Origin of the sequence: Tateyamaria algicola (assembly GCF_047715485.1) — a bacterium.
Taxonomy (GTDB): domain Bacteria; phylum Pseudomonadota; class Alphaproteobacteria; order Rhodobacterales; family Rhodobacteraceae; genus Tateyamaria.
In genome coordinates, this window is sequence record NZ_CP180422.1 from 1,379,310 (window position 1) to 1,401,191 (window position 21,882).

The 21,882-nt window shown below is 63.4% G+C and carries 21 protein-coding genes and 2 pseudogenes; 7 read left to right on the top strand and 16 right to left on the bottom strand.

Annotation, left to right across the window (positions count from 1 at the left end; translation table 11 throughout):
- Positions 1 to 46: 46 nt before the first annotated feature.
- The 3 genes from ACMHLQ_RS09175 to ACMHLQ_RS09185 form a co-directional block, all read right to left on the bottom strand.
- The gene (locus ACMHLQ_RS09175) at positions 47 to 661 is read right to left on the bottom strand and encodes a nicotinate-nucleotide adenylyltransferase (protein ID WP_415404475.1); all 615 of its coding nucleotides are present in this window, start codon (positions 659 to 661) and stop codon (positions 47 to 49) included.
- A 64-nt stretch (positions 662 to 725) separates the two neighbouring features.
- Positions 726 to 1,196: an MOSC domain-containing protein gene (locus ACMHLQ_RS09180; RefSeq protein WP_415404476.1), complete on the bottom strand. Its 471-nt coding sequence runs from the start codon at positions 1,194 to 1,196 to the stop codon at positions 726 to 728.
- Positions 1,193 to 2,500, bottom strand: a complete 1,308-nt coding sequence (locus ACMHLQ_RS09185) for an alpha/beta hydrolase (RefSeq protein ID WP_415404477.1) — start codon at positions 2,498 to 2,500, stop codon at positions 1,193 to 1,195. Before ACMHLQ_RS09185 ends, ACMHLQ_RS09180 begins: the two co-directional genes overlap by 4 nt.
- Positions 2,501 to 2,638: 138 nt before the next feature.
- Here ACMHLQ_RS09185 and ettA point away from each other — a divergent pair.
- Both ettA and ACMHLQ_RS09195 read left to right on the top strand, forming a co-directional pair.
- A pseudogene (gene ettA / locus ACMHLQ_RS09190) lies at positions 2,639 to 4,293 on the top strand (energy-dependent translational throttle protein EttA).
- 1 nt (position 4,294) lies between these two features.
- Positions 4,295 to 4,921 (top strand): hypothetical protein, encoded by a 627-nt coding sequence (locus ACMHLQ_RS09195; RefSeq protein ID WP_415404478.1) that lies wholly within the window; start codon positions 4,295 to 4,297, stop codon positions 4,919 to 4,921.
- Positions 4,922 to 5,003: 82 nt separating this feature from the next.
- Here ACMHLQ_RS09195 and ACMHLQ_RS09200 read toward each other — a convergent pair whose 3' ends face one another.
- The 9 genes and pseudogenes from ACMHLQ_RS09200 to ACMHLQ_RS09240 form a co-directional block, all read right to left on the bottom strand.
- Positions 5,004 to 5,267, bottom strand: coding sequence for a hypothetical protein (locus ACMHLQ_RS09200; protein WP_415404479.1), 264 nt, complete (start codon positions 5,265 to 5,267; stop codon positions 5,004 to 5,006).
- A 116-nt stretch (positions 5,268 to 5,383) separates the two neighbouring features.
- On the bottom strand, positions 5,384 to 6,373 hold the full coding sequence (locus ACMHLQ_RS09205) for an ABC transporter substrate-binding protein (protein WP_415404480.1): 990 nt from the start codon (positions 6,371 to 6,373) through the stop codon (positions 5,384 to 5,386).
- 36 nt (positions 6,374 to 6,409) lie between these two features.
- Positions 6,410 to 7,255: an ABC transporter permease gene (locus tag ACMHLQ_RS09210; protein WP_415404481.1), complete on the bottom strand. Its 846-nt coding sequence runs from the start codon at positions 7,253 to 7,255 to the stop codon at positions 6,410 to 6,412.
- Entirely contained in the window at positions 7,255 to 8,127 is an 873-nt protein-coding gene (locus ACMHLQ_RS09215; RefSeq protein WP_415404482.1) for an ABC transporter permease, read from the bottom strand. Before ACMHLQ_RS09215 ends, ACMHLQ_RS09210 begins: the two co-directional genes overlap by 1 nt.
- Positions 8,128 to 8,369: 242 nt before the next feature.
- A complete protein-coding gene (locus ACMHLQ_RS09220; protein WP_415404483.1) occupies positions 8,370 to 9,146 on the bottom strand; it encodes an ABC transporter ATP-binding protein in 777 nt (258 codons plus the stop codon).
- Positions 9,143 to 9,538: a hypothetical protein gene (locus ACMHLQ_RS09225; RefSeq protein ID WP_415404484.1), complete on the bottom strand. Its 396-nt coding sequence runs from the start codon at positions 9,536 to 9,538 to the stop codon at positions 9,143 to 9,145. The genes ACMHLQ_RS09220 and ACMHLQ_RS09225 overlap by 4 nt, the downstream gene beginning before the upstream one ends.
- Positions 9,538 to 10,999: pseudogene (hydA, locus tag ACMHLQ_RS09230) on the bottom strand (dihydropyrimidinase). The gene ACMHLQ_RS09225 and the pseudogene hydA overlap by 1 nt, the downstream one beginning before the upstream one ends.
- Positions 11,000 to 11,067: 68 nt before the next feature.
- Complete coding sequence (locus ACMHLQ_RS09235) at positions 11,068 to 11,388, bottom strand: hypothetical protein (RefSeq protein WP_415404485.1); 321 nt, start codon at positions 11,386 to 11,388, stop codon at positions 11,068 to 11,070.
- On the bottom strand, positions 11,385 to 12,635 hold the full coding sequence (locus tag ACMHLQ_RS09240) for a Zn-dependent hydrolase (protein ID WP_415404486.1): 1,251 nt from the start codon (positions 12,633 to 12,635) through the stop codon (positions 11,385 to 11,387). The genes ACMHLQ_RS09235 and ACMHLQ_RS09240 overlap by 4 nt, the downstream gene beginning before the upstream one ends.
- Before the next feature lie 171 nt (positions 12,636 to 12,806).
- On the opposite strand from ACMHLQ_RS09240, the gene ACMHLQ_RS09245 reads away from it, so the two are divergent.
- Positions 12,807 to 13,421 (top strand): TetR family transcriptional regulator C-terminal domain-containing protein, encoded by a 615-nt coding sequence (locus ACMHLQ_RS09245; RefSeq protein ID WP_415405256.1) that lies wholly within the window; start codon positions 12,807 to 12,809, stop codon positions 13,419 to 13,421.
- A 105-nt stretch (positions 13,422 to 13,526) separates the two neighbouring features.
- Complete coding sequence (locus ACMHLQ_RS09250) at positions 13,527 to 14,006, top strand: hypothetical protein (RefSeq protein WP_415404487.1); 480 nt, start codon at positions 13,527 to 13,529, stop codon at positions 14,004 to 14,006.
- A gap of 10 nt (positions 14,007 to 14,016) precedes the next feature.
- Here the strand turns inward: ACMHLQ_RS09250 and preA are convergent, their stop codons facing one another.
- Together preA and ACMHLQ_RS09260 are read right to left on the bottom strand one after the other, a co-directional pair.
- Positions 14,017 to 15,324 carry an NAD-dependent dihydropyrimidine dehydrogenase subunit PreA gene (preA, locus tag ACMHLQ_RS09255; protein ID WP_415404488.1) on the bottom strand — a complete coding sequence of 436 codons (1,308 nt, stop codon included), beginning with the start codon at positions 15,322 to 15,324 and terminating at the stop codon, positions 14,017 to 14,019.
- A 14-nt stretch (positions 15,325 to 15,338) separates the two neighbouring features.
- Entirely contained in the window at positions 15,339 to 16,661 is a 1,323-nt protein-coding gene (locus ACMHLQ_RS09260; RefSeq protein ID WP_415404489.1) for an NAD(P)-dependent oxidoreductase, read from the bottom strand.
- Between the two features lie 293 nt (positions 16,662 to 16,954).
- On the opposite strand from ACMHLQ_RS09260, the gene ACMHLQ_RS09265 reads away from it, so the two are divergent.
- Positions 16,955 to 17,161, top strand: coding sequence for a cold-shock protein (locus tag ACMHLQ_RS09265; protein ID WP_189367848.1), 207 nt, complete (start codon positions 16,955 to 16,957; stop codon positions 17,159 to 17,161).
- Positions 17,162 to 17,281: 120 nt separating this feature from the next.
- Here ACMHLQ_RS09265 and ACMHLQ_RS09270 read toward each other — a convergent pair whose 3' ends face one another.
- Together ACMHLQ_RS09270 and ACMHLQ_RS09275 are read right to left on the bottom strand one after the other, a co-directional pair.
- Positions 17,282 to 17,878, bottom strand: a complete 597-nt coding sequence (locus ACMHLQ_RS09270) for an SOS response-associated peptidase (protein WP_415404491.1) — start codon at positions 17,876 to 17,878, stop codon at positions 17,282 to 17,284.
- A 19-nt stretch (positions 17,879 to 17,897) separates the two neighbouring features.
- Positions 17,898 to 18,533, bottom strand: a complete 636-nt coding sequence (locus ACMHLQ_RS09275) for an arylesterase (RefSeq protein WP_415404492.1) — start codon at positions 18,531 to 18,533, stop codon at positions 17,898 to 17,900.
- A gap of 103 nt (positions 18,534 to 18,636) precedes the next feature.
- On the opposite strand from ACMHLQ_RS09275, the gene ACMHLQ_RS09280 reads away from it, so the two are divergent.
- Positions 18,637 to 19,329 carry an ABC transporter ATP-binding protein gene (locus ACMHLQ_RS09280; RefSeq protein ID WP_415404493.1) on the top strand — a complete coding sequence of 231 codons (693 nt, stop codon included), beginning with the start codon at positions 18,637 to 18,639 and terminating at the stop codon, positions 19,327 to 19,329.
- On the top strand, positions 19,326 to 21,854 hold the full coding sequence (locus ACMHLQ_RS09285) for an ABC transporter permease (protein WP_415404494.1): 2,529 nt from the start codon (positions 19,326 to 19,328) through the stop codon (positions 21,852 to 21,854). The genes ACMHLQ_RS09280 and ACMHLQ_RS09285 overlap by 4 nt, the downstream gene beginning before the upstream one ends.
- The last annotated feature ends 28 nt before the right edge of the window (positions 21,855 to 21,882 follow it).

Sequence of the window (21,882 nt, forward strand, 5' to 3'; positions counted from 1 at the left end):
GGCGCATGTAACCCCAGCTTTGCGGGGCAAACAAGCGCTCAAACCATCACAAATTCGAAGTCGTGCCCCAAGCCCCCGCCGCACGGATCGCGCTGGAGGACTGACCGGACATCGCCACGTTCACAAAGCACCATGCGGGCGCATCCGCGCGGCCCAGCATCTGGCTCGCCTTGCCCGAAATCCGGTACTGCCGATAAAGCCGAGCCGCCGGGCTCATCCGGGCCGAGATGCGATCGCCGGGACGGGCCAAAACCCCCACGGGCACGTTCTCCATGATCCAGGTCCAGTCCTGCCAGTGGTGGAACTGGGCGAGGTTGTCCGCCCCCATCAGCCACACGAACCGCACACCGGGATAGGTGGACATGAGGGCAGAGAGCGTGCCCGCCGTATAGCGCGTGCCAAGCGCCGCCTCGATATCCGTGACGACCACGCGCGGGTCCTGCATGACTGCGCGCGCCCGCGCCATGCGCTGTGCCAGCGGCGCGGGACCGCGCGCCTTGAGCGGGTTGCCGGGGCTGACTAGCCACCAGACGCGCGCAAGGCCAAACCGCTTCATCGCCTCGCGGGTGATGTGCACATGCCCCTCATGCGCGGGATCGAAGGATCCGCCCAGCAGGCCGATGGTTTGCCCGGGCCGGGCAAGGGGGAAACCGTGACGCATCACGCGCATATCCTGATCACGCAGTCAAACTGCGCGCGAGGAGGACCCCACCGGGCACGTATTGTCAATCAATCGGGCGCACCGCGTCACCCAAGGTCACCACACCGGGTGTCACCACCTCGGCGCACCAGCCGCCATGCCCCCGCACCGCCGCATAGCCGCCGGGGCCAAAGAAACGCTCCATCAGGCTGCACGGCGCGCAGATCGTGGTAAAGCGCAGAACAGCGGTGCCGACCTGCACCTCGCGGCCCTTGAGGCCGGACAGATTGATCCCGCGCACATGAATGTTGCGCCGCAACATCACCGGATCAATCGCGTCGCGCCCCAGGAACGACGCGATGGCGGGCAAGTGTTCGGCCTGCACCAGCGTGACCGCCCGCTTGCCCGCGCGCCCCCGGTCACCGACAATGCCGTCCAGGGTGATCTCGGCCCGGTCCAGAACTTCGATATCGGCTGCGCGCGCCGGGCGCACCCCGATCCAGTCAACCACGCCGGGCTGTGCCCAGCGATTGATCATGGCGTGCGGCTCGCTCATCTTTCGTCGCTCGCCCTGTTGCGTTCATCAATCCGCGACAAGTCCGGCAACCGGTCCAGCGGATAGTTCGGGTGCAGCACCCAGACACCGCCCGGCCCGTCCTGATCCAGCGGGCGCAGCGTGCCCCCGGGAAAGGCGCGTGTGCGCAGCGCCAGCACCACATCCGATAAAACCGCCGGGTTGTCGCGGAAATAGGAATGACCGAAACCGCCCCGCACCTCTTCGACCCGGATGAAGTGCACCAGCCCTTCTTTGCGCAACCCTTCGAGTTCGCCGGGTTGGAAATCTGCGTTCTTGAGCGCGCCCAGCCGCGTCGAGCGGGTCAGGTAGGCCGACAGGCGCAGCGCGCCGTCGTCGGGATTGATGTAAAGGTTGATCTGTTCAAAGGCTTCGGCAAAGCGTTCGGCCTGCAGGCGCTGGCGCACGATGTCCACGTCAAGATCGGGGGCCGCCATGATCAGCGTCCCGGTCTTGAGCGCAAGCTTGGGGCGCTTGCCCGCCCCCCGCGCCTCGATCATCAACTCGCGCAGTGCCGTTGTGGCCACGTCATTTCCCCGGGAATGGGCGATGATGTCGATCTGTTCGACCTCCGGCATGGCCGCCAGTATCCGCAAGAACTCCTTGGTGTGATGCACTGAAAACGTGCCCGCATCGCGGTCGCGAAAGTATCCCAGCGGCCCGGCCCCGTTGCCCGCAGGCCAGGTGAAGGACACCGGCACCGCGCGGCGCCCGGCAAAGTGCCAGATATTGGCCAGCGCCGTCAGGCTGTCATCAAAGGCGTTGTTGAAGCCGTGGATATAGACCAGCACACGGCGGTTGCCGGTCTTGGCCATCTCATCCGCGATGGCCGCCTGAAATTGACGGGCCTGCGCATCATAGGCGTCGCGCGCCTCCCTGCGGTGGCTCAGGCGGCCGTCCCGACGCTCGACCGGCAGCGGTGTGGAAGAAAAGCGCACAAGTTCGCGCACCTCGGGCACCCAGAGACTGGAGATGTTTTCATCTGAATCCGCACGGGTGCGCATCAACAACTCGGACCAGTCAAGATCACGCCCGAACTTGACCGTCGCCGCGCCGAAGGCCATCGATTGCGACCGGGCCGAGCCATAGCTTGCCCCCTCGGGCGCGCGGTCGGTCACGTAGAATATCTGCGGCTCGGCGCTGCGCAGCGCGACGGGCACCTGCGCCTCGGGGTAATTGGTGCCGGCGCGGTAGAGGTTGGGCGGCGGCGCGAGGCCGATCCCGGCGGCACAGGCGCCCAGCATCAGGCAGGCCGCCATCGCGATGAACCGCTGCATGTTGATCATCCCCCCACCGTCGTGAAGGTATCGCTAACACAGGATTTCATCTGTGACCAAACACGATTTGGGAACGCGCGATGCGCATTGCCCTTTGGCCCCGTCATGGCTAGATGATGCTGTCTCAGCTGCAATCGGAGAAGCCCCATGGCCGCCTATCAATTCGTCTACCACATGTCCGGGGTGTCCAAGACCTATCCGGGCGGCAAGAAATGCTTTGAAAACATCCACCTGAACTTTCTCCCCGGTGTAAAAATCGGCGTGGTCGGCGTGAACGGTGCCGGTAAATCCACGCTGATGAAGATCATGGCCGGGCTGGACAAGGATTTCTCGGGCGAGGCCTGGGTCGCCGAGGGCGCCAAGGTCGGTTACCTGCCACAAGAGCCGCAGCTGGACCCGGCACTGACAGTCCGTGAAAACGTCATGCTGGGCGTGGCCAAGAAGAAGGCCGTGCTGGACCGCTACAACGAGTTGGCGATGAACTATTCCGACGAGACGGCGGACGAAATGGCGGCCTTGCAGGACCAGATCGACGCCGAAAACCTCTGGGACCTCGACAGCCAGATTGACGTGTCGATGGAGGCTCTGCGCTGCCCCCCGATGACGCCGACATTTCGTCCCTGTCAGGGGGTGAGGCGCGCCGCGTCGCGCTGTGCAAGCTGCTGCTCGAAGCGCCCGAGATGCTGCTGCTGGACGAACCGACCAACCACCTTGATGCCGAGACCATCGCGTGGCTGCAACAGCACCTGATCGACTACAAGGGCACGATCCTGATCGTCACCCACGACCGCTATTTCCTCGACGACATCACCGGCTGGATCCTGGAACTGGACCGCGGCAAGGGTGTGCCGTGGGAAGGCAACTATTCCTCGTGGCTGGAACAAAAGGCCAAGCGGCTTGAGCAGGAGGCCCGCGAGGACAAGTCCCGCCAGAAGACGCTGGAGCGCGAACTCCAGTGGATGCGGCAGGGCGCCAAGGCGCGGCAGGCCAAGTCCAAGGCCCGGATCAACGCCTATAACGACATGCTCGACACGTCCGAGCGCGAGAAACTGGCCTATGCCCAGATCGTCATTCCGAACGGCCAGCGGCTGGGATCGAAGGTGATCGAGGTCGAGGGGCTGACCAAGGCCATGGGTGACAAGCTGCTGGTCGAGGGGCTCGATTTCTCTCTGCCACCCGGAGGGATTGTCGGCGTGATCGGCCCCAACGGCGCAGGCAAATCCACGCTGTTCAAGATGCTGACCGGGCAGGAAACGCCCGATGCGGGCACGGTCGAGATCGGGGACACGGTGCAGCTGTCCTATGTCGATCAGTCGCGCGACGATCTGAACCCCGATGACAACGTATGGGAGGCGATTTCCGGCGGGGCCGAGTTGATCGCTTTGGGGGATGCCGAGGTGAACAGCCGCGCCTATTGCTCGTCCTTCAACTTCAAGGGCGGCGACCAGCAAAAAAAGGTCGGGTTGCTGTCAGGGGGTGAGCGCAACCGCGTCCACATGGCGCGCCTGCTGAAATCGGGCGGCAACGTGCTGCTGCTGGACGAGCCGACCAACGACCTGGACGTGGAAACGCTGCGCGCGCTCGAGGACGCTTTGGTGGATTTCGCTGGGTGCGCGGTTGTGATCTCGCACGACCGCTTCTTCCTCGACCGGATCTGCACGCATATCCTGGCCTTTGAGGGCGAGGCGCATGTTGAGTGGTTCGAGGGCAACTTCGAGGACTACGAGGAAGACAAGAAGCGGCGGTTGGGCGCAGATGCGCTGGAGCCGAAGCGGTTGAAGCATAAGAAGTTTGTGCGGTGATATGCGCTGCAAAGTAGCTGCAACGTTCATTCTCTGCGCAAGCGCAGCTCACGCTCAGGGCATAAACTTCAGTCTGGCCGAATTCTCCGAACGGTTTGGCGGTAAGTGGCAACAGAACGAAATTGAACTGACGGAGGACACCCTCGACAAGTACATGGAGGGTGTTGAACTCAGGCAGCCGGACATTGCGCGTAGGTTTCGAACTGCGCTCGAACAGCGCTATCAAAACGCGGTTGTATTTTCTGCGTTCTCCAAGTCCAACCCGGTGTCCTTGGCTTGGCTTGAAAGCCAAGGCGACATCGTGCTGCTTCGTTTGTTTGTCAACACTGTGCACCCACAGGCAAACGCTCTTTTTAGTGCGCCTCAAGACTTCGAACTCTGGTTCTCCGAAGTCAATGGCGCCCCGCTTACAACGTCTATAAGCGCGCTTACCAGCGAAGTTTGGGAGGGCTATTTGGACCCGACCAAACGTGTTCTATCACACGGCTGGGTGGATGCGTCAGGTATTGATAATCGGGCAATGGCGTGGGGCGTACCGCCGGACTTTATTGAAATTACAGTGACGACGAGGCCAGATTGCGAGTTCGCGCCAGTCCCCGAGTGGTTGGTCCGCCAACTCTGTCCGTGACGTACACCGCCGAAGCGATGTTTGGATGGAACAGGCATGTCTTTTGCTCATGCCATGCAATCAATTGGCGCGATCAGTTGCCCTACAACAAAACCCACCACACCAGAAACGGCGGCACCGCGCACCCGAATGCGATCATGAACAGCTTGGCCGCGTGCGCCGTCTTGCCAAACAGCCCGTCGCCCAAAGCGCCCTCGCCAAAGCCCATGGCACCCGACATCACCGCATATCCATTGCGCTCCCGGTCGCGCTTGGACGCGTTCAGCGACTGCATGGCGGCCTGATACACGGCGTCCTGGCGGGTTTGCTCGTCCAGATCGGGTTGCAAGTCTTCCATATGTGTCATGTGGTGCGCTCCTGTTATCGGGTCAAGACATGGGGCGGACACCAGCCAAGTCCAGCCCGTCCAACAAAAAAAGGCCAGCCCGCAGGCTGACCTTTGCCGATCATTTCAAAGCCGCCTCAGTTCAGCGCCTTGTCCGTGATCGCGTGGGTCCAAGCCCCTTCGGGTGCCTTGGAAATCACTGGGTCCGAGCCACCCGACAGGAGCGACGCCACCGTGCGTTCGTAATCCGCCGGGTCCAGCGCGCCGTTGCTGCCTGCGGTCAGCTTGGCGACCTCGCCCATCATGCGTTTCTGATGCTCTTCGGTCTGTGCACCCGAGGCATCGTTGTCCAGAACGATCTCGGCCGCTTCATCCGGGTTGTCCTCGGCATATTTCCAGCCCTTCATCGAGGCACGCACAAACCGCACCATCTTGTCCTCGAATGCCGGGTCGGCGAGGTTTTCTTCCAGCGCATAGAGCCCGTCTTCGAGTGTGGCGACGCCCTGGTCCTCATATTTGAACACCTGCAACTCCTCGGGCGTCAGGCCCGCGTCAATGATCTGCCAGTATTCATTGTAGGTCATGGTCGACACGCAGGCCGCCTGCCCTTGCAGGATCGGATCCACGTTGAACCCTTGCTTGAGCACGGTCACACCCGCGTCAGACCCGTCGGTGGGAATGCCTAGTTGGCTCATCCAGGACAGGAACGGGAATTCGTTGCCAAAGAACCAGACGCCCAGCGTCTTGCCGGGGAAATCGTCGGTGCTGGTCACGCCCGCATCCTTGCGGCAGGTCAGCATCATGCCCGAGGATTTGAACGGCTGGGCGATGTTGACCATCGGCAGGCCCTTTTCACGGGCGGCCAGCGCGGCGGGCATCCATTCGACTGTCACATCGGCACCGCCACCGGCCAGCACCTGTGTGGGCGCGATGTCGGGCCCACCAGGCTTGATGGTCACGTTCAGGTCTTCTTCTTCGTAAAACCCCTTGTCCAGCGCGACGTAGTAGCCGGCGAACTGTGCCTGGGTGACCCATTTCAGTTGCAGCGTGACATCGTCGGCGGCCTGGGCGGCGAGGGCCGACAGGCCAAGGGCGGCGCTCGCGGCGTAGGTTGCGATCATTTTCATTGGTGTACTCTCCTTGTTGATAATGTGTTCGGGCCTCTAGGCGCGGGCCCGTTGGGATGGATGCCAGAATGTCACGGCCCGCTCGATCAGGGCAACACCGCCATAGGCGGCAGAGCCCACGAGGGCAGCGACGACAATTTCGGCCCAGACGAGGTCAAGCGCAAGCTGCCCCACAGAGACCGAGATGCGAAAGCCCATGCCACGGATGGGCGAGCCGAAAAATTCGGCAACAATCGCGCCGATCAGCGCGAGGGTGGTGGCAATCTTGAGCCCGTTGAAGATGAAGGGCATGGCCATGGGCAGGCGCAGTTTCATCAGGGTCGTGACGGGCGTGGCCGCATAGGTCTGCATCAGGTCGCGCTGCATCTGCGTGCTGGCCTGCAACCCCTGCACCGTGTTCACAAGTACGGGAAAGAAGACCATGACAACGACCACCGCCGCCTTGGACTGCCAGTCAAACCCGAACCACATCACGAGGATCGGGGCCATGCCGACAATCGGCAGTGCGGCGACAAAGTTGCCGACAGGCAAGAGGCCCCGGCGCAGGAAATCCGAGCGGTCGATCAGGATGGCGGTCAGGAAGGCAGACCCGCAGCCGATGATATAGCCGCTGAGCGCGCCCTTGATCACGGTCTGGACAAAGTCCTCCCACAGGATCGCGGTGGAATTGACAAAGGTGACGGCGATGACGGACGGGGCAGGCAGCAGCACGGCCGAGATGTCGAACCCGCGCACGACCCCTTCCCAGATCGCGATCAGGGTCAGGCCAAAGACGATTGGCATGGCCAGCCGTATCGCCCCTGTCGCAGGCTGACGCGCCAGCCAGACGTTCAGCGCCCACCCAAGGGCCCAGGCAGCCACGGCAAAGACAATCCAACCCATCACGCCATCCCCATGCGTTTCAGGGTGATGCGCTGGATCACCCCGATCAGCGCCACCAGCACCGCCGCCAGGGCCGCGGCCATGATCAGGGCCGACCAGATCTGGATCGTCTGCCCATAGTAGCTGCCCGCCAGCAGCCGCGCGCCCAGGCCCGCGACCGCACCTGTCGGCAACTCACCCACGATCGCACCCACAAGGCTCGCCGCCATCCCGACCTTGAGCGAGGCAAAGAGGTAGGGCATCGAGGCGGGCAAGCGCAGGCGCCAGAAGGTCTGGGAGGGCGATGCATTCCACGTGCGCATCTGGTCCAGCTGCATGACCTCGGGGCTGCGCAGCCCCTTCACCATGCCGACCACGACCGGGAAAAACGACAGGTACATCGAAATCATCGCCTTGGGCAGCAGCCCAGAGATGCCAACCGCGTTCAGCACGACAATGATCATGGGCGCGAGGGCAAGAATGGGAATGGTCTGACTGGTAATGACCCAGGGCATGACGGACCGATCCATGACAGTGTTATAGACAATGCCCACCGCCAGCAGGATGCCCAAGCCGGTGCCAAGGGCAAAGCCCAACAAGGTCGCACTCAACGTGATCCACGAATGATAAATCAGCGACCGCTTGGAAAAGGCACGGCCCTTGGCCACCATCGCTCCGGTCGTCTTCCAAATCTCGGCGCCCACCTGATGCGGCGCAGGCAGCTTGGGCTTGTCCTGCGCCCAGGTGTCGGCCACCAACTCGGACGCAGACAGTTCCACACCGCCCCGCGTGGCCTTGTCATAGGCCCAGGGCGCATTCAGCCAGATGGCGGCCAGATACCACAGCGCGAATATCGCTCCGACAACGCTCAACACAGGCACCACGCTACGCATGTGACACCCCTACCCGTGCTTCATTGTTCCACAAATATGCAAATGCCGACGCCAGCAGCGGACGGAGTTTTTTGCATATTTTAAGAACAATGAAAGGAATACTGGCCACGCTGATCCCACGGTACAGGCAGGCATGCCGATGACCGTGAACGATGAAGATGGGCGTGGCCGCGCCCTCACGCCAGATGCGGTTCGGTTGCAGGGCGTGGATCGCGACCACGCTCTGCGCCGGTAAGCGCGCCCTAGTCATCCGCATGCCCCGCGCGCAACCCGTCCCGCACCCGGTGCGCCACCTCAAGAAACTCGGGCGTCTCGCGGATGTCCAATGGCCGTTCCTTTGGCAGCGGACTGTCGATCACATCCGTGATCCGCCCAGGGCGCGGGGACATGACCACGATCTTGGTGCTCAGATACACCGCCTCGGGGATCGAATGGGTGACAAAGGCGATGGTCTTTTCCGTGCGCGCCCACAGGTGCAAGAGCTGCTCATTCAGATGGTCGCGCACGATCTCGTCCAGCGCACCAAAAGGTTCGTCCATCAGCAGAATGTCCGCGTCAAAGGCCAGCGCCCGCGCGATCGACGCACGTTGCTGCATCCCGCCAGAGAGCTGCCAGGGAAACTTCTTCTCGAACCCCGCCAATTCCACCAGTTCCAGCACACGCGCCACCCGCTCGGCCTGATCCGCCTTGGAATACCCCATGATCTCGAGCGGCAGAGAGATGTTGCGCCCGATGGTGCGCCACGGATAAAGCCCCGCCGCCTGAAACACATAGCCATAGGCCCGCGCCATCCGCGCCGCCTCGGGCGAAACGCCGTTGACGGTGATGGTGCCGCCCGTGGGCTGCTCCAGATCGGCCATGCAGCGCAGGAACGTGGTCTTGCCACAGCCCGACGGGCCGATGAAAGACACGAAGTCGCCCTTGGCGATCTCCAGAGACACGGCCTTGAGGGCGTGGACCGGTCCATCGTTGGTCTGGAAGGTGAGGTCGAGGTTATGGGCGGTAACAACCGACATCATGCAAAAGCCACTTGTGCAGCCAGCACGACCACTACGCTCGTCGCACACAACCACATCATTGCCACCCCGTGAACTATCCATCGTATGAACCACTTTGGTTTCACTTCAAATTTACCCAAGAAGTCGAAAACAACAGAGACCGTCAGCATGTTCAAATAGAGAGCCAAGAGCACAAAAACGGTTCCGCCTACGTAGGCAACACCCTTTATTACGCTGTCAAAACCTGGTCCGTAGCCGGCTGCAACAGAAATTGTCGAAGCACCATCAAAACAAATGCCTGCCATGGCAAAGAGGAACACTTGCCGTATCAGAAAACCACAGAAGTCAGACAGACCCTTGGCATATGAAAAAGACATGCCATGTGTCACTGAAGGTTCAGCTCCTTCAGACATCAAATCCCCGCCGGAATGTTCAACGGATCGCGCTCGATCATTTTGGGCGCGGTCAGCGCCTTCCACTTGCTCAACGCCACCGACGCAGACGCAAACGCAGGGCGCGGCACGAACTTACCCCGACCGGGCGCGGGCTGTGAATTCTGCCCCCAGGCCCAGATCACTTCACCCCGGCTCAACGTATAGCGCGACTGCGCCCGCACCTCGAACCCCTCGAACACGTTGTAGTCCAGCACCGAATGGTGGTTGGCAGGCGAAATCGTCTTGGTGATCTTGGGATCCCACACCACGATATCGGCATCCGCCCCCTCAACAATCGCCCCCTTCTTGGGATAGATGTTCAGGATCTTGGCCACGTTGGTCGACGTCGCCGCCACAAATTCGTTGGGTGTCAGCCGCCCCGTCTCCACCCCTTCGGTCCAGAGCACGGCGAGGCGTTCTTCCAGCCCGTTCGAGCCGTTGGGAATAATGCGGAAATCATCGCGGCCCGCGCGCTTCTGCTCGGTGTTGAAGGCCGCGTGATCCGTCGCCACGACCTGCAGTGATCCGGCCTGCAAACCGGCCCAGAGCGAGATCCTGATGATCCTTCGACCGGAACGGGGGCGACATCACGCGGCGCGCGGCATAGTCCCAATCGGTGTCGAAGTAGACGCTTTCATCCAGCGTCAGGAACTGGATCAACGGCTCACCATAGACCCGCATGCCCTTCTGGCGGGCCCGGCGGATTGCCTCATGCGCCTGCTCGCAGGACACATGCACAATGTACAAAGGCACACCCGCCGCATCCGCAATCGTAATGGCGCGGTTCGCCGCCTCGCCCTCGAACTCGGGCGGGCGGCTATACGCATGCCCCTCAGGCCCCGTAATCCCCTGATCGAAGTATTTCTGCTGCATCTCGGCGACCAGATCGCCGTTCTCCGCGTGGACCATGGGCAGGGCCCCCAACTCGGCACAGCGCTTGAACGAGGCGAACATCTCGTCATCCTCGATCATCAACGCGCCCTTGTAGGCCATGAAGTGCTTGAAGGAATTGACGCCCATATCGACGGCATCTTTCATCTCGTTGAACACATCCTCGTTCCAGCCGGTGATCGCCATGTGATAGCCGACATCCGAACAGATCTGCGGCGCGGACTTGCGGTGCCACTCGTTGATGGCGTTCTTGATCGACCCATCGGCGCCGGGCAGGCAGAAATCCACGATCATGGTCGTACCGCCGACGGCAGCCGCCCAGGTGCCGGACTCAAACGTCTCGGCCGCCGTGGTGCCCATGAACGGCATCTCGAGATGGGTGTGCGGATCAATCCCGCCGGGGATGACATAGGCCCCTTCGGCGTCGATATACTCGTCGCCCAACAGGTCCTCGCCAATCGCCTTGATGGTCTCACCCTCGATCAGCACGTCCGCTTTCCAGGTCCGGTCCGCCGTGCAGACCATCCCGCCCTTGATCACTTTGGTCATGTCATCTCTCCTCTGTCAGCCGTTTCTTCTGACTGAAAATACCACGGGGTCTGGGGCAGAGCCCCAGGTCACACGCTCGCAAAACACCCCAACGCCGGCCCATGCACGCCAATGTCCAAAGGCCCGAAATCACTTTCTGCGCACAGGGAAAAGTACCCCGCGCGGGGCAAATATACCACGCGATAGGCGCCATCGCTGCGGGTCACGGTCCAGCAGCGCTGCGTGATACCGCCGCTGAACGTCACCGTTGTTTCGAACGGCTGCACGAGCGCGTCCTCAAAGGCGGCCACCGTCGCCCGGTCCGCCTCACTCGCGCGCGGCGCATCCAGCGCCTCGGTGGCGACCAGATCGGCAATCCGGTCGGCGAGGGAGAGGTCGGGGTCGATCACCCCACGATCTCCGCCGTCTCGACCACCGCATGCATCAACACATCCGTGCCCGCCGTGGCCCAGTCCTTCGAAATCTCCTCGGCCTCGTTGTGACTGAGGCCGTCGACGCATGGGCACATCACCATGGCCGTCGGCGCCACCTGGTTGATCCAGCAGGCATCGTGCCCGGCCCCCGAAATGATGTTCTGGTGGGAATAGCCCAACCGCTCCGCCGCGCTGCGCACCGCTGTCACGCAGCCCTCATCAAAGGCGACGGGGTCAAAGCCGCCCACCTTTTCAAAGGCAATCTCCAGCCCCATCTCGTCCGCGATCCTTTGCCCTTCGACGCGCAGGCGCGCCTCCATATCCTCGATCACGCTCAGATCGGGCGAGCGGAAATCGACCGTGAACACCACCTTGCCCGGGATCACGTTGCGCGAGTTCGGATAAACGTCGATATGCCCGGCAGCACCGACCGCATGGGGCGCGTGGCTCCACGCGATCTGATCCACCGCCTCCAACACCCGCGCCATGCCGAGGCCTGCATTCTTGCGCATGGGCATGGGGGTGGACCCGGTGTGGCTGTCCTTGCCCGTGATCGTCACTTGCGTCCACGACAGACCCTGCCCGTGGGTGACAACACCGATATCCTTGCCCTCGGCCTCGAGGATCGGGCCCTGTTCGATGTGCAGTTCAAAGAATGCGTGCATCTTGCGCGCGCCGACCTCTTCATCCCCGCGCCAGCCGATGCGGGTCAACTCATCGCCAAAACTCTTGCCCTCGGCATCGACGCGACCATAGGCCCAGTCCTGCGTATGGATGCCCGCGAACACGCCCGAGGACAGCATGGCCGGGGCATAGCGCGTGCCTTCCTCATTGGTGAAATTCGTGACCACGATGGGGTGTTTCGTCTTCACATCCAGATCGTTCAGGGTGCGGATGATCTCAAGTCCCCCCAGCACACCCAGAACGCCGTCATACTTGCCACCCGTCGGCTGGGTGTCGAGATGCGAGCCGACATAGACCGGCAGCGCGTCCGGGTCCGTGCCCGCACGCTGCGCAAACATGTTGCCCATCTGATCGAGGCCCATGGTGCAGCCCGCCGCCTCGCACCAGCTCTGGAACAGGGCGCGGCCCTCGCCGTCCTCATCCGTCAGGGTCTGGCGGTTGTTGCCGCCCGCCACGCCGGGGCCGATCTTGGCCATTTCCATCAGGCTGTCCCACAGTCGGTCGCCGTTGATGCGCAGGTTTTCACCCGGTGCTGCCATGATATCCCCCTTGCCGATGGTCGCCAGCTTTTTGACCAATTGGTAAAGCTACGATTGCCAAGGGGCGCTTTTCTGTCAAGAACTGGTTTGCGCACAATTGCCCAACCGACGCGCATCTGCCTAGACTTGCAGCAGAACGGACCAAAGGCCGACGAGATCAAAGGATCGCCCATGCACGATGGCGCCAGCAAGAAACCCAGCCGCATCCAGATGCGCAATCGCAAGCTGATCCTGGACGCAGCGCTGGATGTGTTTTCCGCGCATGGGTATCGCGGCGCCACGCTGGATCAGATCGCCGAGGCGGCGGGCCTGTCCAAACCCAACATCCTCTACTACTTCGCGGGCAAGGAAGAGATCCATGTCACCCTGCTCAGCCAGTTGATGCAAACCTGGCTCGACCCGCTGATTGCAATGGACGAGGGCGGCGATCCGATGACCGAGCTGTTGGACTATGTGCAGCGCAAGCTGGACATGGCGCGCGATCTGCCCCGCGAAAGCAGGCTCTTTGCCGGGGAAATCCTGCAAGGTGCGCCGCGCATGCACCCGCATCTGGTGGCCGACCTCAAGCCGTTGTTCGATGAGAAATGCGCCCTCATCCAAGGCTGGATCGATGCCGGGCAACTGGCCGAAGTCGATCCGCAACACCTGATCTTTTCCATCTGGGCCAGCACCCAGCACTACGCCGATTTCGCCGCACAGATCGAAGTGCTGCTGGACACCGACGCCCCCGCGCCGGGTGCGGATGCCTTCCTCGCCAACCTGTTCACCAAGCTCCTGCGTCCTTAACCTGTCTTAACCTTCGTTACCGAAAATGACCGCCCCGAAAGGGTCTGTTTACCTTTGAGCACGATGTTGAGCGTCGGGTGAGGGTACAAAAAAAGTGAGTGAGATATGAGTTTGCTTCCCATTTTGGGCAGCGGGGGCGGCAATTCCGCGCCTGCACCATCGTCATCGTCAAATGACACATCAACTGACCCGACTGCCGAAGAAACGGCGCCCGCCGCCGGGTCTTCCGAACCGTCAGACACATCCGCGCCAGCTGCACCCAGTGAAACGGCAGACAGCGGCACGGACACAACGCAACAACCGACCGATCAGGGCAGTGAGGCCGCCAAGGTGTCCTTGCTGAGTGCCGAGGTGCCGGGCACCGCCGCGCAATCCGTGGTCGAGGCGCAATTGAGCGCGCCCGAAGATGTCCAGGCCAGCGAGGATGATGCGCGCAGGCTCGCCGAAGCGGCCCAACAGCGCCAGCGGTTCGAGGCGCTTCTGGATGCAATCAGCGCCCCGGCTGACGCGCCCCAAGTGGCCGCGGCCCCGGCTGCCGAACAGGCAGAGGTGGGCAATGTGGAGACGGACGGCGTGCCGGTCTGACAGGGCCCCGTTACTCGGCGGCTTTGACGGCCGCCGGGTTGTTGGGATGCGTTGTCCAGTTGGCATAGTCCGGCTCGACAACCTTCCCGGTACGCGGGTCGGTGACACCGGGTGCCATCGCCTCCATCGTGATGCAGCTGTCCACCGGGCAGACGTTCACACAGAGGTTGCAGGCGACGCATTCGTCGTCGATCACCTCGAACACACGGGTCTCGGACATCGAAATCGCCTGATGCGAGGTGTCCTCGCAGGCCGCATAGCAGCGCCCGCAGGAAATGCAGAGATCCTGATTGATCTTGGCCTTGGCCACGTAGTTCAGGTTCAGGTACTGCCAATCGGTCACGTTCGGCACCGCCGCGCCCTGAAAGTCGGCAATGCTGGCGTGGCCCTTTTCATCCATCCATTCCGACAGGCCGCTGATCATCTCTTGCACGATCTTGAACCCATAGGTCATGGCCGCGGTGCAGACCTGCACGTTGCCACAGCCCAGCGTGATGAATTCAGCCGCATCGCGCCATGTGGTGATGCCGCCAATGCCGGAAATAGGCAGACCGCGTGTGTCATCGCCGCGCGCGATTTCGGACACCATCGACATCGCGATGGGTTTGACCGCCGGGCCGCAATAGCCCCCGTGCGACCCCTTGCCGTCAATCGACGGCTCCGGCGACATGGTGTCGAGGTTCACGGAGGTGATTGAATTGATGGTGTTGATCAGGCTGACCGCATCCGCCCCGCCCGCCTTGGCCGCTGCCGCAGGCTTGCGAATATCGGTGATGTTGGGCGTCAGTTTCACGATGACGGGTTTGGAATAGTACTGCTTGCACCAGCGCGTCACCATTTCGATGTATTCGGGCACCTGGCCGACGGCGGCGCCCATGCCGCGCTCGCTCATCCCGTGGGGGCAGCCAAAGTTCAGCTCGATCCCGTCTGCACCGGTATCCTCGACCAGCGGCAGGATGGCCTTCCACGCCTCTTCCTCGCAGGGGACCATGATGGACACGATCATCGCGCGGTCGGGATAGTCGGCCTTGACGCGCTTGATCTCTTCGAGGTTGGTGAACAGGTCGCGGTCGGTGATCAATTCGATGTTGTTGAGACCCAGAAGGCGACGGTCCGCACCATAGATCGCGCCATAGCGCGGGCCGTTGACGTTGACCACGGGCGGGCCTTCGGACCCCAGCGTTTTCCAGACCACCCCGCCCCAGCCCGCCTCGAAGGCGCGGCGCACGTTGTATTCCTTGTCCGTGGGCGGGGCCGAGGCCAGCCAGAACGGATTGGGGGACTTGATCCCGACGAAGTCGCTTTGCAGGTTTGCCATCTGTTGTCCTCCGCTCAGCCCATCAGGCTTGCATGCATGTCCATCGCCGCGTCGCGCCCTTCGGCCACGGCCGTCACGGTCAGATCATCGCCGCCCGTGGCGCAATCGCCCCCGGCCCAGACGCCCTCAACCGAGGTACGCCCGGCGCCGCTGACCGCGATCTTGCCGCGTTCGAGCGTGGGCAGGCCGTCGCCTTTGAGGGTCTGACCAATGGCGCGCAGGACCTGATCGGCGGGCACTCTGACCGTCTGGCCCGTCCCGCTCATGTCGTCGTTCACATATTCGAATTCGACCTCGCGCACCGCGCCATTCCCGTGGATGGCGCGGGCCACCACATGGGTCATGATCCGCACGCCCTTGGAGGCGGCAAGATCCTGTTCGAACACGCTCGCGTTCATCCGGTCCCGGCCCCGGCGATAGGCCAGCGTCACGTTCAGGGCGCCCAGCAGTCTGGACTGCACCGCAGCGTCAACCGCAGTCATGCCGCCGCCGATCACAACCACGTCGCGGCCCACGGGCAGGTCGGCCACGTCGCTCGCCTGACGCAGATCGGCGATGAAATCGACCGCGTCCAGAACACCGTCCTTGTCGTCTCCGTCAACACTCAGACCGTTCACGCCGCCCAGACCCATGCCCAGGAACACCGCGTCATGATCCGCCACCAGACTGTCGAGCGTGATGTCCGCCCCCAGCGCGGTGCCGTAGGACATGGTGATACCACCAATCTGCAGCAGCCACGCGACTTCCTCCTGGGCAAAGCCTTCGGGCGTCTTGTAGGCGGCGATGCCATATTCGTTCAGCCCGCCGGGCTTGGGGCGCGCATCATAGACGGTCACGTCATGGCCCAGCATCGCCAGCCGATGCGCACAGGACAGACCCGCAGGCCCCGCCCCCACCACGGCCACTGTTTTACCAGTGACCGCAGCGCGGGAGAACGGGTGCACCCCCTGTTGTTGCAGGTGGTCGGTCGCATAGCGTTGCAACTGGCCGATCAGCACGGGCTTGCCTTCGGCGACTTCGCGCACGCAGGCCTCTTCACACAGGGTTTCGGTGGGGCATACACGGGCGCACATGCCGCCCATGATGTTCTGCGTCAGGATCGTCTTGGCAGCGGCATCCGGCGTGCCCGTCGCGATCTGGCGGATGAACAGCGGGATGTCGATATCGGTGGGGCACGCGGTGATGCAGGGCGCGTCGTGGCAGAAATAGCAGCGATCCGCCGCTACAAGCGCCTCATGCGCGTCCAAAGCCGGGTGCAGGTCGGAAAAATTTTCCGTGTAGGTTGCCGCGTCCAGACGGCCTGCGGCCACACCGGGTGAGAAAGGAGATTGCGTCATATCCGCTCCGTCGCAACAATCGTTCGTTTCAAAACGGTCTCACAAGTGATTATTTTTATCAACTGGTAAAAAATGCTGAAGGGGGCGAAAACAGCCCCTGTGCACAAAGAAGCGGCAACTCGCCGTTATTGAGACAACGCCCGTGAATCACTTGCAATGCAGGCCAGATGCACCATATCTGACCGTGCTACATCATCTATCGACCCACTGCTCCTATCGGCTCAGTCACTCGATCTCATGACAATGCCAAGCTGCCACATGCTGTGGGCAGCATTATTTTAGGAGTAACGACGATGGCCAACGGCACCGTCAAATGGTTCAACACAACAAAAGGTTACGGCTTCATCGCACCTGAAGATGGCGGCAAAGACATTTTTGTCCACATCTCTGCAGTCGAGCGTTCGGGCCTGACCGGTCTGGCCGACAACCAGAAGGTCACATTCGACCTCGAATCCGGCCGTGACGGCCGCGAAAGCGCCGTGAACATCGCGCTGGCCTAACGGTTACCGAGATCACGAATTTGGCAGGCGGTGCATGGTAAATGCGCCGCCTGTTTTCGTTTGAGGGGGCGGGTGCCTCCGGCGGTGGTATTTCCGGTCAGAAGAAACAGGGCCGGCGCGTCAGGGGCCGTCCCAGTCCACATCGTCCGCCTGCGTGATCCTGAGCCGCCCGACAGGCCACGGCACCATGAATGCTTTGACCGCGCCCAGATCATCGCTCATCCACGTGTTCAGCGCATCGCGCTCCAACAGCACACCCATGCGGTGGTGGATCGGGGCGACATCCGCGTTGGGCTCGCAGGTGACCGCCGCAACCTGCGGCACCTCCAGCCCACCAGGGGCCGTCCACATATCGGTGATCGCTGCAAAATAGAGGTATCCGCCATCCTTGGGCGCGATCCGCCAGGCCGTCTTGCGCCGCTTCTCGCCCGTCCATTCATACCAGCCGTTCACCGGGATCACGGCCCGCCCCACGCCCTTGAACGTCGTCTTTTCAAACAGCGTTTCGGAGCGTGCATTGATCAGGTTCTGCATGACCGGGCGCCCCCGCGCGTTGACCCGCCCCACCGGCACGATTCCCCAGCGCATCCGTTTCAGCGCGCCGTCGAACACCACGATCTCCTGACTGGGCGAGATGTTGTGGCGGGCCGGTTCGTTGCCGACAATCCCGGCGGGCACATCCAGCGCATCCGCCAGATCGGCAATGGGATCGGTCATGAAGAAACGGCCTGGCATGTCAGTTCACCCGTGCGACGAGGTCCTGCACCGCCGGCCCAACCCCCTCGACAATGCGCGCCACGCCTTGCGCGTTCGGGTGGATGCCATCGGCCTGCATATAGTCGCCCAAGGCGGCCGGGTCGGTGCCTGCGCCCCCCAGCCCTTCAAAGAAACTCTCGAGGTAGAGCGTGTCATATTGCGCGGCGATCTCGGGATACATCGCGTCAAATTCGGCCTTGTATTCGGGGCCGTAATTGCCCGGCGCCTGCATTCCGATCACCAGCACCGCCACACCCGCCTCGGTGGCGCTACGCACGATGCCGTCCAGATTGGCGCGGCTGACCTCGGGGCCGATGCCGCGCAGCAGGTCGTTGCCGCCCAGCGTCACGATCATCGCATCCACCTCGGGCGTCAGCGTCCAGGCCACGCGCGACAGCCCGCCCGCCGTCGTGTCCCCCGACACACCCGCATTGATCACGGCGACATCCGCGCCCTGGTCCTGCAACCACGCCTCGAGTTGCGGCACGAACCCTTGATCAACCGGCAGCCCATATCCTTGCGTCAGACTGTCGCCCAGCGCTGCAATCGTCACCTTTTCCGCCGCCGCAAACCCGGCCCAGAAAATCAGGACAATCGCGCCCATTACCTTGCCCATGCTGATCCAGCCTCCATATGACCTCGTACACGACACTATGAGCGTGTCGGCGTACACGACAGTATTCGCGTGTCTGCGTACACGACAATAAAGGCACCTTTTCATGTCCGATCCAGTCCTGTCCCTGAATAATGCGGCGCTCAGCCTTGATGGCAACGCCGGGCGGGTCGATATCCTGCACGGCATTTCGCTTGAGATTGCGCGGGGCGAGACGGTGGGGCTGGTGGGCCCCTCGGGGTCGGGCAAGTCGTCGCTCCTGATGATCATGGGCGGTTTGGAGCGGGCCACGGGTGGCAGTATCCACGCGCTTGGGCAGGACCTGACGGCGATGAACGAGGATGCGCTGGCCCGGTTCCGGCGCGGGCATATGGGCGTGGTCTTCCAGTCCTTTCACCTGATCCCGACCATGACGGCCCTTGAAAACGTGGCCACGCCGCTGGAACTGGCAGGCGCGCGCGACGCCTTTGACCGGGCCGAGGCGGAACTGGATGCCGTCGGCCTTGCCCATCGCAGCGGCCACTACCCCAGCCAGATGTCAGGGGGCGAACAGCAGCGCGTCGCCCTCGCCCGCGCCTCTGTCACGCGCCCAGAAATCCTGCTGGCGGATGAGCCGACGGGCAACCTCGACGGGGCCAATGGCGCTGCGATCATGGACCTGCTGTTCGGCCTGCGCGACCGGCACGGCGCGACATTGGTGCTGGTCACCCACGCGCCCGACCTCGCCGCGCGCTGTGACCGCGTGATCCGGCTGGCCGATGGCCGCATCGAAACCGGCGTCAAGGCTGCCGCCGAATGACCCTCGCCACCTCTGCCCGCTTTGCCCGGCGCGAATTGCGCGGGGGCCTGCGCGGCTTTCGCATCTTTCTGGCCTGCCTCGCCCTTGGGGTCGCTGCCATCGCCGCCGTCGGCTCTGTCCGCTCGGCCATCGAGGCGGGGCTGGAACGCGAAGGCGCCGCATTGTTGGGGGGTGAGGCCGAGTTGGACTTCACCTATCGTTTTGCGACCGAGGATGAGCGGGGCTGGATGGAAAGCGTCGCGACCGACGTGTCTGAGATCGCCGATTTCCGCTCCATGGCCGTGGTTGACCGGGGCGGCACAACGGAACGCGGCCTGACGCAGATCAAGGCCGTAGATGGCGCCTACCCCCTCATCGGCGCGGTGGAACTGACCCCCGACATGCCGCTGGCCGAGGCCCTGGGCGATCAGGGCGGCCTGCCCGGCGCCGTGATGGAGCGTGCGCTGATCGACAGGCTGGGCCTGTCCGTGGGCGACAGCTTCCGCCTCGGCACGCAGGATTTCATCCTGTCCGCCGAACTCAGCCGCGAACCGGACAGCGCCGCGGGCGGCTTTGGCCTCGGGCCGCGCACCATCGTGTTGCGCGACAGCCTGGCCGACGCGCAGCTCTTGGCCGCAGGCACGCTGTTCAACTCCAAGTACCGGCTCGCCCTGCCTACAGGCACCGATCTGGAGGCCCTGGAAACGGACGCACGCGCGCAATTCGAAAACAGCGGCATGCGCTGGACGGATGCGCGCAACGGCGCGCCCGGCGTGTCCGAATTCGTCGAAAGGCTGGCCGCGTTTCTGGTGCTGGTGGGCCTGTCGGGCCTCGCCGTCGGCGGTGTAGGCGTGTCGGCAGCCGTGCGCGCCTACCTCGCGGACAAGACCAGCGTGATCGCCACCTTGCGCACGTTGGGGGCTGAACGCAGCACGATCTTCCAAACCTATTTCCTGCAAATCGGCGCCCTGTCCCTGCTCGGCATCGCCATAGGCCTCGCACTTGGCGCCCTGATCCCGGTCGCACTGGCCCCGGTGATCGAGGCACGCCTGCCGATCCCGGCCAGCTTCGCCATCTACCCCGCACCCCTGATCGAGGCGGCGATCTACGGGCTGCTCACCGCCTTTGTCTTCACCCTTTGGCCGTTGGCACGGGCCAAGGATGTGCGCGCCGCGACCCTGTTCCGCGACGCGCTCGGCACCTCGCGCCTGCTGCCTGCACCGCGCTACCTCGCGTGGATCGCCATCGGGCTGGCCGCCCTGATCGGGCTGGCCGGACTGTTCTCGGGCACGTGGCGGCTGACGCTGTGGACGGCGGGCGGCATCGCCTTTGCGCTCGCCCTGCTGGCGTTGGCGGCAGGCGCGATCCGCTGGCTGTCGCGCCGCGCCGCGCCCCGGGCCAAGGGGCGGCCTGCCCTGCGGTGGGCACTCGGAGCCATTTCGGGCACGCGCGAAGGGGCGGCATCAGTCGTGTTGTCGCTGGGCCTTGGCCTGTCCGTGCTCGCCGCCGTGGGCCAGATCGACGGCAACCTGCGCAACGCGATCACCGGCAACCTGCCCGACATCGCGCCAAGCTATTTCTTTGTGGACATCCAGCGTGACCAGATGGCGGGCTATACCGAGCGGCTGGAAAACGATCCCGCCGTCAGCCGTATCGACAGCGCGCCGATGCTGCGCGGCATCCTGACCCAGATCAACGGCACGCCCGCGCGCGAGGTGGCCGGGGATCACTGGGTGATCTCGGGCGACCGGGGCATCACCTATTCCGCAACCCCATCCGAAAACACCCGCATCACCGCCGGGGAATGGTGGGCCGAGGATTACACAGGCCCACCCCAGATCAGTTTCGCCGCCGAAGAGGCCGAAGAGATGGGGCTGAAACTCGGCGACGAATTGACCCTCAACATCCTGGGTCGCGACATCACCGGCACCATCACCTCCTTCCGCGAGGTCGACTTTTCCACCGCGGGTATCGGCTTTATCCTGTCGATGAACCCCAGCGCCTTGCAGGGCGCGCCGCACACCTTCATCTCGACCGTCTATGCCGAGGATGGGGCCGAAACCCAGATCCTGCGCGACATCGCCAATGCCTACCCGAACGTGACAGCCATCCGGGTGCGCGACGCCATTGACCGGGTTAGCGAGGTGCTCTCGGGCCTCGCGGCGGCCACATCCTACGGCGCGGCGGCCACCCTGCTGACCGGGTTCCTCGTCCTGATCGGGGCGGCGGCAGCCGGCACGCAGGCGCGCACTTACGAGGCGGCCGTGCTGAAAACGCTGGGCGCGACCCGGCGGCGCATCCTGCTCAGCTTTGCCACCCGCGCTGCATTGTTGGGCCTTGGCGCAGGCGCAGTCGCGCTGGCGGCAGGGATCGCAGGCGGCTGGGCCGTGTCGCATTACGTGATGGACACCGACTTTACCGTCATCTGGCCCTCGGCCCTCGCCATCATCATCGGCGGGGTCACGGCAACGCTGATCGCGGGCCTCGCCTTTGCCTGGGGTCCGCTTGCCGCACGGCCCGCCCAGGTGCTGCGGGGGCGCGAATAAGCGGCGTTGCGGCACGTGCCACGGCATG